Consider the following 10,908-nt stretch of genomic DNA (forward strand, 5'->3'; position numbering starts at 1 on the left):
AAAATGAAAAAACTAATTGAAAGTCAACTACAGCTTTGGATTGGCGGTCTGCCCAGTTACATCAAGGCTTATTTGCCAATTTCACTCTGCGAAAGTTGAGTAAATTAATAATACCAAAGGGAACGTATGTTTGCAATAAGTACTTTATTAATTATATTGAATTTACAAAACTATTGTAGCCGATATTCCGCAAAACAGCTTGCTTGCCTGGGGGCTCGCGCTGAGCTAACTCGGTCTCGTTTCACTTCGCCCGAGTGGATCTTGCACTTCGTCGGCATTCGCCTGCTCCCCTGGGCGTCTTCGCTTTTTTGCTCCATATCTAGGCGTTACCTAATGCCGAAGCACTGTATAAATGCTAATTCCTTAATTCAACATACTCATTCAGAATTTTTTTTCATAGAGAATGGTCTATGTATTCATCTACAATAAAAAACTCGTTTGGGCGCCTACTTTGCCCAAACGAGTTTTGATCAATCATCTACTATTAAATATCCAACTCATATTGCTTTACGATATTCTCAAGTTTCAACGCTTTTGTCATATCTCCCTGGATTTTCAGCTTACCGGTCATGAAAGCAGTCATGCCATTCAACTTTCCTGCCAGGAATTTATGGAAGTTATTTGCGGACATGATCAGCGTGCAGTTGGGATCAGCTTCAGCATTCTCTAAAACTTTCGCATTGCCGTCTTTCAACTCCATTTGATAAGTCTCCCCGTCAATCTCAAATTGGTAAACCGTATCCATGCCTGAAATCGGCTCCGGATTGCTGTTGATTTCTTTTTCAATCTGTTTCATCGTTTCAGTTAATGTGGACAACGCCATCTCTTTTCATCCCCTTTAAATTTGTTAAGCCATCAAAAATCCGCCGTTGACTTGGATGCATTCACCGTTGACGAAGCTCGAGTCATCCGATGCCAGGAAACGTGCCACTGATGCCACTTCTTCCGGTTTTCCGAGTCGGCCTGCGGGTGTCAGCATCAATGCCATCATCTGAATGTTTTCCGGCAGATCCTTCGTCATCTCTGTATCGATTTGTCCCGGTGCAATTGCATTCACCGTTATATTTTTCCCGCCGTTTTCCTTCGCCAATGTTTTGGTGAAGCCAAGAACGCCGGCTTTTGAAGCACTGTAATTTGCCTGCCCCGCGTTCCCCCAGCTTGATACTGAGGAGATATTAACAATCTTGCCATACTCCTGCTTTCGCATCTTCGGTATAACCGCCTGGCATGTATGGAACATCGAGGTCAAATTGACATCCATTACGGAATGCCATTGCTCTTCAGTCATCTTATGAAAAATGGCATCACGGGTGATCCCGGCATTATTGACAAGAATGTCGATCGTTCCGAAACGGCTGTAAATTTCCTCGAAGACCCGTTTCACTTGTCCTCCGTCAGTCACATCACATTCAAATGTGGCAAGCTCATCTCCTGCCTCACTCCACCGCTTGTTCAGTTTTTCTGCATTGACGTCGATTACTGCGACTTTCACTCCCTCTGCAAGGAAACGTTCAACAATCCCCGCTCCAATGCCTTGGGCTCCTCCAGTCACCACAGCAACTTTGTTTTCCAATTGGCTCAGTCCCCTCTTCCTCTCTATCTGCTGATAAAACCTTATAAAAATAGGCACCTCATACCATTTCTATTCAAAACTGTCTGATTCCTCCTTTTTCCCTAAATTTTCTGGTTTCTTGCGGATTGTTATTATGCTATTTGTTTCAGTACTATTGCTCTTCACTTAATTCCATATTCATAAAAAAGTAAAAATTTTTGTATTATGCTACCTTTTATTTCGCAACTTTGATTTCTGCATAAAATTATTCTGTCTATTTTCTTTTTAACCATATTGGTCACCAAATTAAGTCGTTGTTCTATTGGTGATTAATCAGTATACGCCGATTTTTAGAACTGAATAGTCGAATCATAACGCCATTGAAATAGAAGCCGGCGACTCCAGCGGGAGCAGCGGCTAAGTGGCTGAGGCCGTGCTCGCGGAACGCGGTCCGGCTGGAACGGAACATACAAAAAGCTGATGAGGTTTCTCGACAGACTGAAAAGGCCTTCTGTTCAAACAGAAGGCCTTTTCTTAGTTTGTTGCTTTTTTATTGTTTGCTTTGTCGTTTTTTCCTACTTTGCGGATATCCGCCAAAATCAATGCACCGATCAACAACAAGCCGAGATAGCCGACTGCTGGATAGAGCCAGTTGACTAGAGATGTAAAGCCGAAGAAGCTAAGAGCAAAAGCAATGAGTCCTGCAATGATGACGAAAATACGGTATTTCTTAGTGCCGATTTCCGTAAAACGGGCAGAAAATGATAAAAGCATGCTGACCGCTGTATTATAGATCATTGCGAAGATGACGACTGCCATGATAATGCCGAGTATTGGTGAAATATCATCGCCTATGGCAAGCATCGGAAGATCTGCTCCTCCGACAACATCCACTTTCGCAAATATCGCCACATAACTGAGCAGGATAAGGAAGCCGAAGCCGAGTCCGCCGATCAAGCCCCCACGGGCAGCCACTTTCTCATCTTTTTCAGCGCCACCCATGACGAGCGACATCGAGGCCCTAGCGCAATTGCAAGTGATACATAGTTGATTGCCGATAATAGCCAGTTCGGTGTTGCCGACAGCTGCTCTTTGGCCACCGGGTCCAGTGAACTGAAACTGCCCTCCATCGTCATAACACTATAGACGGCGATTCCTACGACCATCAAGATCAAGAATGGCGTAATGCTGGAAATGACGGTGATGACTTTTTTTACGTTCATCATGATTGTCACGATGACCAGCACGATCATGATTCCGCGCCCGAATGCTGGAGCTAGGTTGAACTGCTGGGAAAAAATTGAGCCGGCCCCGGCAATCATGACGACCAAAATACCGAATAAGGTTAAAATCAAGGTATAGTCAATCACTTTGCCGAGCCATTTCCCACTGATGCGGTAGACGACATCTTCATGGGACGTCGTTTGCATGCGGCTTCCAAGACGCGTCAGAATCATTCCGATATAACCGAATAGCGCGGTCGCTACAAGAACGCCGCCAAGCCCCCAATAACCGTAGCTTGTATAATATTGCAAAATCTCTTGTCCAGAAGCGAAACCGGCGCCGACGACAATCCCAATAAAGGCACTGGCTATTTTTAAGCTTCTTTTCATAAAACCCTCTCCTTTTTCTTGTTGTCCTTACACTTAGGTGATTCACACAGGTACTTTTTATATAGATGATTTTTCATATCCTTAAAAGAGGTATCATCAAACAATTCTTTGCTTTTCTGTTCGCTTTCCCTTGCTTTCTCCGGATTTACCACTTATTCTTCCTTATTAGTAACGCATGCTGAAAAGGCGGTGAGAGCAGTGTATTTAGGGGGAATCTATTATCACCATTTCATCCATGATAAAATTGGTGTCGGTCATTCGTGATCTCACTCCTGAGTTTTTCTTTGGTCGGAAAATACATTTAGAGTGTACTACTAATGGCTTTTTCAGTTGTCCAGCTTATTTTACAATCGGCGAAATCAATACCGTAGAATACTTGCGATTTTAATTTAAATACCTTTTAATCTCTTGGCAAGACAAACCGATCGTAAAAGTACACGTATACGAACAATACGAACAAAAGGAAGGAGAGAAACTTGAAACCAAGTTTCTCTCCTTCCATAAAACGTTATATGTTAACTGATTTTATTAAACCTGCTCTTCTACAAACGCATACGTTGCTTTAAGTAAATTCCTTCACAGTGATTTATGCTTCCTTCTCATTCTTTTTCCATTTCACATAACTGATAGCGCTCTCTAATAAGGCTAAGAGTATGAAAATAATTCCTATTACCATATATTCATTTGTAGTTAAATCACCATACCAATAGATAGCAATATACAGTACAAGTATAAATGGAATCACCCATAGGGAACGGATAAACCTTCTTCTATCACTTAATTTATATCCGTTAAAAACAAATCCTTTATCCTTTTTTTCTGCGTCTTTATATACAACCGACATGATCACATGAACTATTAAAATTACGATCACTGGTCCGATGAAAAACTGTATAATATCCAATATTTACCTCCTTTTTTAATTGAGCTTTTAATACATTTCTAGTATTAGTAAGTTTAGTACGCTATAGAAAAGAATTTTCTTTTTACAATAATTGTAACATAATTTCCCATTACTTTATTCTAAAAGTTAAAATCGAAATTTCTTTCAACCCTTCCAAAAGATTCCCCTTTTAAAAGAAAAAAAGAAAGATGAGTTGCTGTCAACAGCTTCATCTCTCTTTTCCTACTTATGCAGCTTCCGATAACCTACTGATATGGAAACCAAAATATATTTTATAATGTAAATTGTCAACTCAAGTCGAACGTGGCAAGAAATTCATGAATACCTCAAATGGCGTATTGTAATTCAGTACTTTCCGGGGGACCTGATTGAATACTAGGAGAAAGTCCATGATCTCCTTCTGGGTCATCCGGCTGAAGTCGGTTCCTTTTGGATAGGTGCGGCGAACACGGCCATTGCTGTTTTCGTTGGTGCCGCGTTGGCCCGGCACGCCAGGATCGGAAAAGTAAACGGGAATTTCCAGTGCCTTTTCCACCTCGACCCATCCGTGAAATTCCTTGCCCCGGTCGGCGATGATGGATTTCACCACTTTCTTTGGCAGGTTTTTCAACACATGGATGATTGCCTGCGCTGTTTCACTTGCCGTCTTCGCAGCCAGCTTGTAGATAATCTCAAACCGGGTGGTGCGTTCAGTCAATGTGAGGATCTGGCTCTTGTGCGACTTGCCGATGACGGTATCGACTTCCCAATGTCCCACCTGGCTTCGTGGCGCCAGACGTGCATGAATCTTTTTCAGACGGGGCATCTTGCCTCGCGTCTCCACTTCATTGTTCTTTAACTTTCTCCCTTTGCGGATCAGAAGCTTTTGGGAAAGCTTGAACAGGCCGAGTGCAGCGTACCGGTAGATGCTCGAGACACTGATAGGAAAGGGTTTCTTATGCGTTTTCCAGTACCGTCCAACGATGCTTTCGGGCGACCAGCCCATCTTCAGTTTGGACAGGATATAATCGACGTCTTCTTGATTAACCGATCGTCTGGAGCCGCAGTTTTCACGTTTAGCCTCGTAATCAGCCTGTGCCAAAAGGGCGTTATACGGCTTACATCGTTTCAACTCATAGTTGATGGTGCTTTTACTTCGTTTCAACTGTTTCGCCATGTAGGACAGCGATTTCTCTTCCAGGCAATAACTCTCGATTAGCACACGTTCCCGTGATATAATTTGGGCATAGCTCATTTGGGGACACTCCTTAGTTGATTCGCGTTAACTACTGTGTACCCACTTGAGCTATTTTTATTTTTCTAACCGTTCGACTTAATATGATAATCTACATAATCAAGTCATTTACTATCTTTAATTGAACCGATTTCTGCGTTTTTCTAACAAAAATAAAACAAAATAAATCGCAAGGCAAGACACAACGATAATGATAAAAGAATTGTGCACAAGATTAATATCAATATCATTAATACTTTGGTAAGCGACCCCGTCTCTATCGTGTCTATTAATTTGCCAACCATTATATTCAAGTGTGAAGAAGGAAATAACGATTCCTAAGATGGTTCCCCCAATAATTGAAATCCAACCTTTTTTCATTATTTTCACTCCTTCAATTTTATTGCCTTAACGATAAATTCATTTATCAGTAAATAACGCAATAAAAATTGAACCGAAGTATAATCACTTTTCGACCTCACAAAGTCTAAAAAATTAAAAGAAAAAAAGCACTGCCACTCCGCGATTTCAGTTTTTTTAAAAACCTTGCGAACTGCGGTGCTTTTAATTTTACGATGAAACATAAACGAACTGATTTAGAAAAAACAGTATTATTTCTCTAGGATTACAATTCTTTCTGAAATGGAATTATCTTTTGCTTCTTTATCTGCAAATTCCCAAACAGCTACTTTATAACCTTTCTCTAGCTCTCCATCAAATGTAGTGGCATTTGAGAAAAACATATGCATATTATTTCCTGTGTCATTTCTATTCGTTTTCATAGCTTCTTCTTTTGTGACGTCACTCTTTACAAAAATGACTTGGTCTTCTTCTAATACTTCTACAATATAACCAATCACTACTGGCTCTTTAGAAATAATTTCAGTTGCAGGGAATGGTCCAGTTTCTGAGTTTGCACTAGCCGAGCACCCCGATAAAATTAATATCAATGCGATCGACGTTAATAAAATGTAATTTCTCAAATCATCCCTCCTTATCTTTATTCTTATACGTAGTATACGCATAACTCTTTAAAGAGATTCATTATTCAAAAAATACCCCGATGCGGAAACTTTGAATTACCAAAATTTCTCACGAAATAGAATGCGAGTTTGGTTCTGATTGCTGTGCGAATTAAGATGCGGTTTTGTATTTTAATATGATGTTTAATTGATGCTAAAACTGTTGCGATTTAAAATGTTATTTGTAATTTTATACCAGTCAACCGAACGGGTTACTTATAAAAAAAGTATCTGTTCTTACTTTGGAACTTCTCATATTCCCTCATATGTTAACCTAATCATTTTACGTAAGGTTTAGTTTCCAGTGATTTATCTACATGTTCTGAATCAGTCTTTTTCTGCTGACCGCTTTTGGAGATGTTCGCTTTTTTACCAGTAAAAAGCATTCCTACTAGCAATAGAAGAACCGTTGAACCTAAGAGCACCAGACTCCCGGTCATCACATTCAGATATTGAGCATCTAACAAAGTCCCTAATTCCCCGTTTGCCACTTTATTGGTTTGCAGATAAGTGAACGGCGACCACTGGGCCATACCCGTCAAATAGTATTTGCTCAGCACGAATCCTCCCGATCCTATCAGCAGTGTCAGCGCAAATGACGTAAAGGTATTCTTAAGAAATAGCGATAAGAAATTCGCCAATACCAGGAAAAACAGGAGAACAAACAGAAACAGTATGGTGCTGTTCACTAAATAAGTGCCCAACGGAATGAAATGGAAGCCAAGCCCACGAGAAAGCATTCCTGCGTAATCAGCTGTCAATGTCACACTTTCTGCATCGTAGTAAAGAACAGGATAATTCCAATCGCCCAAACGGTTAAATAGCGTGCCAACCAATACCAGCAGCCCAAATAAAGAAATACAGCTGATGGCTGCAACCATAATAGAATGGAGGGTTTTCCCCATAAAAATAGTTCTTGCCGCCAGCGGTTGCGTTTGAAGAAAATCCAATGTCCGCTTCTTCCCTCTTTCAGAAGCAAATCCGCCTGCCAACACGAACAGCAGCAATGCCAAAGGCACAAAATAGACGTAGTTTTCAAAAAACAGGTAGAAAGAATACAAGCCGCTGTCATCAATTTTCCGGTTTTCTTCTTCCCACTCCAGACGGTACTTTTCAGAGGGCCATCCATCAGCAGTATGCATCGTTTGAATATATTCGCCGGATAAAACAGGTTGGATATTTTTTTCCATTAACCATTTTTTCTCCTCTAACGCCACATCCATTGTGAACTGGCCAATGATCTGAGGCCATGAACTTCCGACCACGGCAAGGTAATCAAACTCATTATTGTGGACCTGGTTTATGAAAAGCTGGTATTCATAAAAAGCGTCCCAATTGTCTTCCTGATAGCCGGCGATTGCGTCCGCCGCTTTGTTTTTCCAATCCGTATTGAAGGTAATCATACTTTCAGTACGGGCGATTTGATCTTTTAAGCTGGGAATAATCATTTCGTCATTCTCTTTTTCGGCGGCTCGAAGCGCCTCTTTCAAAGAAGCAGCACTTTCTTCAAACTGAGGAATGAAGTTATTTTCCATCCCTGCTGTAAACTGGTTTAATTCCTCTAAGTAAGCCTCCTCTTTTTGATCTGTCAATTGGGAAATTCCCCAATACCCCATTCCCAGGAATAAGACGAGCAGAATCATGACTTTCTGGAACATTCCTTTTCGACGGAGTTTTCGCCATTCGAACAGCAGCACACTCGTTAAACCGGCCGAAGTTGCTGGCATTCTACCTTTTCCGAATGGCTTGTGATTTGTTGATCGTTGAAATGCACTTGCATCCTTTTCCGGCAGCGTTATTAAAAGGGTCAGGAAAATGACACTCCACAGGATTGCAGACATCAGGTACATCCAGTCTGTAGTTTGAGGTACCCCTCCCAATATTTGCTGGAACTGGAACAAGTGGAACGGATTAAATGCTGACTGCAGTAACGGTACCGACTGAGTAACAGTGAGACCTGTCAACAGGACAAAAAATACTGCAATGTTCAAGGTAAAAGAATTCTTGATCCAAACACTCAGGAATAGACACAGGCTGAATCCTACAAGCACGGCTGCGAAAAACAGCAACAATGCTCGAATGAGAAAACTGAATGACGAAAGAATTGCAAATTCCCCATCTCCTGTCAGCACCTGCGGGTATTGGAGAATCAAAGAGAGATCTCCGAATGCCAGCGGCACCAACAATCCGATGCCTATCACCAACAAGGTATACAGCAATGCCACCGTCAGCACACCGCCAAGTTTCGCGAGGACAATCTGCCGTTTGCTGGTCGGCTGCGTCCGTAGCGTCAGCCATGTACTATTCTCTTTTTCTGACGTCAAAGTCCCACCGAAAACCAGTAACAAAATTGCCACGCCCACTAAGCCAAGCAAGAATAGACCCGATTCGATCAGCACTAAGTGTGGGGAAACCGGAAAGGCTTCCTCTTCATACGCCAACCCGTGTTCCAGGAGCCAATCGTTTTTCTCAATGGCGATTTCCTTCTCCAATCCCGTTAAAGCCGAAAGCTCGCCGCCGCTCTCATTGAATAGCTGGAGAAGCACCAAAAATTCCCCTTCATGAAGCGGAACTTCTTCCCATTTCGCCTGGTAAATCGCATCCCGCCATGGGTAAAGCGCGCTCCGCATCTCTTTCAATAGTTCCAATTGCTGCAGACCGGCGTCATCTAAAAGGCCATCCATCTGGTCCTCTGCCAGCCTTTCGATGGATTGGCCAACTTCCCCATTGATCGCCTCGGTTTGTTCATAGACGCGTTCAACTTTTCCTTCCTGCATCGCCGCATTTTGCTGGAAAATAAACGCTGTGGTCAATGCGACAAGCAGCAACAGCCAGAGGAAACTTTTTTGTTTCACGATTTTTTTCAGTTCGAATATGTATAATTTCATTCTTCCGCTTCCTGTTTTCCGAAAAGTTCCTTGTAACGTTCTTCCGAGCCCACTACCTTCTTCTCCACATCTGTGATTACCATACCTTCCCGATCGAAAATTCCCAAAATTTCAGTGAGCGCCGTGCCGTTTAAAGACAAGACCAGTCGATTATCCGCAAAGCTTTTGACGATTGCTTTCGTATCCTTCAAGAGGGGTTCGGGATCTTCCAGTGTAGTTAAGGTGAAGTGATAATAAACATTTTCGTAATCCGCTAAATTCTCATTCAGCAGTTGGCCATCTTTCAAAAATAAAATATTGGAAGTGACGTGATCGATTTCAGACAAATTGTGTGAAGACAGGAGAATGGCTGTGCCTTCCTTCGCCAGCTCAAGCAACAGATTCCGTACTTTGATGGAATTGGTCGGATCGAGTCCGTTTAGCGGCTCATCCATGATCAGCAGTTTCGGCTCGTTGACAATCGCCATCGTCAGCAGCAATTGCTGTTTCATGCCAAGCGAATAATTGCTCACTTTTTTGTTCAGGAAACTCGTAATGCCGATGCGCTCAGCCGCAGCCAAAACTTTCTTTTTCGAGACTTTCTGCACATCCCCGATGAATTGCAGATGGTCATACCCCGTCAAATAATCGTAGAGCACCGAGTTATCCTGCATATACGACACATCCCGGAAGATTGACGGATCCTGATTGGTTTTATCTATAATCGAAATACTTCCCTGATCTGCAGGCAATAAATTAGTAATGATGTTCAGCAACGTAGATTTTCCAGACCCGTTTGGCCCTACTAAGGCGAGGATTTGAGGTCCTTTCATGTCAAAAGAGATGTTGTTCAATACTTTTTCTTTACCGTAAGACTTATGTATATTGTTTACAGACAGTATCATCTTATTCCCCCTTACTAGAGTGTCTATTTTCTTACTATCATCAGATACTTATAGTATATCAATAATATAATAATTATTCTGAAAATTTTACCTATAATGCTATTTATTTCAAAAAACTAGCCAAACTACTTTTTTATAAAATGAAATGATAGTAATTTTTGTAATTCAGTTTTGAACAAATTTATCCAAATTTACAAAATTGAAACCAAACTATGTTTTATACGTATTAGTAGTGTTGGACTATTCTGATTTTTGAAACTCATTTTAAGAGGAGGAATTAATATGTATGAATTTGCTGACCAAAAGAAAGTAGTGTATGTTGTTTTTGCAATTATTTTGTTAATCTCCGCTTTAATTGCCCCGGTTGGAATTTTTCTTCCCATTAAAGCAATGTTCATCACACCAGAGGCGATTGAGATTGGGACCTCTTCCCTTTCATTGGTAACAGGTGGTATCGGACTTGCACTGCTGGCAGGAGTTTTGATTGCTTTGGCTACTATGGAAAATCGGCTGAAGAAATATGGAACGGCCCTTGCTTTATTTGTTTTTAGTATCATCGGACTGACTTTTTCATTAGCTGATTACTACTACATAACTTCAGAAAAATTCGTTTACAACGACTCTTTCACTTTAGCACCCGAAACATACAATTGGACGGATTTCGAAAAAGTGGAAGAACGAGTAACCAAAGACAATGGCGTAACCAAAGTGAATACAATTTCATTCTATTCCGTTTGTCAATTTAAGCTAGACAGATCGACTCCATTCAGGTGACTCAAAAATGCCTCCAGGGGCGTACGGTAATCCAGCGACTTCCGCGGGATGTTATTCC

9 protein-coding genes and 1 pseudogene are annotated in these 10,908 nt (G+C 41.4%); 1 reads left to right on the forward strand and 9 read right to left on the reverse strand.

Translation table 11 applies throughout. The annotated features are described in order from the left end of the window. Positions 1-484 precede the first annotated feature (484 nt). The 9 genes and pseudogenes from ACFQ1X_RS15685 to ACFQ1X_RS15725 form a co-directional block, all read right to left on the reverse strand. The gene (locus tag ACFQ1X_RS15685; RefSeq protein WP_144841626.1) at positions 485-823 is read right to left on the reverse strand and encodes an SCP2 sterol-binding domain-containing protein; all 339 of its coding nucleotides are present in this window, start codon (positions 821-823) and stop codon (positions 485-487) included. A gap of 24 nt (positions 824-847) precedes the next feature. Next, positions 848-1,582 (reverse strand): 3-oxoacyl-ACP reductase FabG, encoded by a 735-nt coding sequence (gene fabG, locus ACFQ1X_RS15690; RefSeq protein WP_144841627.1) that lies wholly within the window; start codon positions 1,580-1,582, stop codon positions 848-850. A gap of 504 nt (positions 1,583-2,086) precedes the next feature. After that, positions 2,087-3,165, reverse strand: a pseudogene (locus ACFQ1X_RS15695) (YkvI family membrane protein). A gap of 586 nt (positions 3,166-3,751) precedes the next feature. After that, positions 3,752-4,069 carry a hypothetical protein gene (locus ACFQ1X_RS15700; protein ID WP_144841625.1) on the reverse strand — a complete coding sequence of 106 codons (318 nt, stop codon included), beginning with the start codon at positions 4,067-4,069 and terminating at the stop codon, positions 3,752-3,754. Between the two features lie 292 nt (positions 4,070-4,361). Continuing rightward, positions 4,362-5,303, reverse strand: coding sequence for an IS30 family transposase (locus ACFQ1X_RS15705; protein WP_144841624.1), 942 nt, complete (start codon positions 5,301-5,303; stop codon positions 4,362-4,364). Positions 5,304-5,420: 117 nt separating this feature from the next. Next, entirely contained in the window at positions 5,421-5,663 is a 243-nt protein-coding gene (locus tag ACFQ1X_RS15710) for a hypothetical protein (protein ID WP_144841623.1), read from the reverse strand. 230 nt (positions 5,664-5,893) lie between these two features. After that, entirely contained in the window at positions 5,894-6,265 is a 372-nt protein-coding gene (locus ACFQ1X_RS15715; protein WP_379083347.1) for a hypothetical protein, read from the reverse strand. 317 nt (positions 6,266-6,582) lie between these two features. Next, complete coding sequence (locus tag ACFQ1X_RS15720; protein ID WP_144841621.1) at positions 6,583-9,192, reverse strand: ABC transporter permease subunit; 2,610 nt, start codon at positions 9,190-9,192, stop codon at positions 6,583-6,585. Then, complete coding sequence (locus ACFQ1X_RS15725) at positions 9,189-10,076, reverse strand: ABC transporter ATP-binding protein (protein WP_144841620.1); 888 nt, start codon at positions 10,074-10,076, stop codon at positions 9,189-9,191. The genes ACFQ1X_RS15720 and ACFQ1X_RS15725 overlap by 4 nt, the downstream gene beginning before the upstream one ends. A 282-nt stretch (positions 10,077-10,358) precedes the next feature. On the opposite strand from ACFQ1X_RS15725, the gene ACFQ1X_RS15730 reads away from it, so the two are divergent. Beyond that, the gene (locus tag ACFQ1X_RS15730; RefSeq protein WP_379083349.1) at positions 10,359-10,850 is read left to right on the forward strand and encodes a hypothetical protein; all 492 of its coding nucleotides are present in this window, start codon (positions 10,359-10,361) and stop codon (positions 10,848-10,850) included. Positions 10,851-10,908: the final 58 nt, after the last annotated feature.

This window comes from Metaplanococcus flavidus, from assembly GCF_042675885.1.
Lineage (GTDB): Bacteria > Bacillota > Bacilli > Bacillales_A > Planococcaceae > Planococcus > Planococcus flavidus.

What these genes read in the sequence shown, in the direction of transcription:
- ACFQ1X_RS15685 (WP_144841626.1), bottom strand. Translation starts at nt 823, where the DNA reads ATGGCGTTGTCCACATTAACTGAAACGATGAAACAGATTGAAAAAGAA.
- ACFQ1X_RS15730 (WP_379083349.1), top strand. Translation starts at nt 10,359, where the DNA reads ATGTATGAATTTGCTGACCAAAAGAAAGTAGTGTATGTTGTTTTTGCA.
- ACFQ1X_RS15710 (WP_144841623.1), bottom strand. Translation starts at nt 5,663, where the DNA reads ATGAAAAAAGGTTGGATTTCAATTATTGGGGGAACCATCTTAGGAATC.
- ACFQ1X_RS15705 (WP_144841624.1), bottom strand. Translation starts at nt 5,303, where the DNA reads ATGAGCTATGCCCAAATTATATCACGGGAACGTGTGCTAATCGAGAGT.
- ACFQ1X_RS15725 (WP_144841620.1), bottom strand. Translation starts at nt 10,076, where the DNA reads ATGATACTGTCTGTAAACAATATACATAAGTCTTACGGTAAAGAAAAA.
- ACFQ1X_RS15720 (WP_144841621.1), bottom strand. Translation starts at nt 9,192, where the DNA reads ATGAAATTATACATATTCGAACTGAAAAAAATCGTGAAACAAAAAAGT.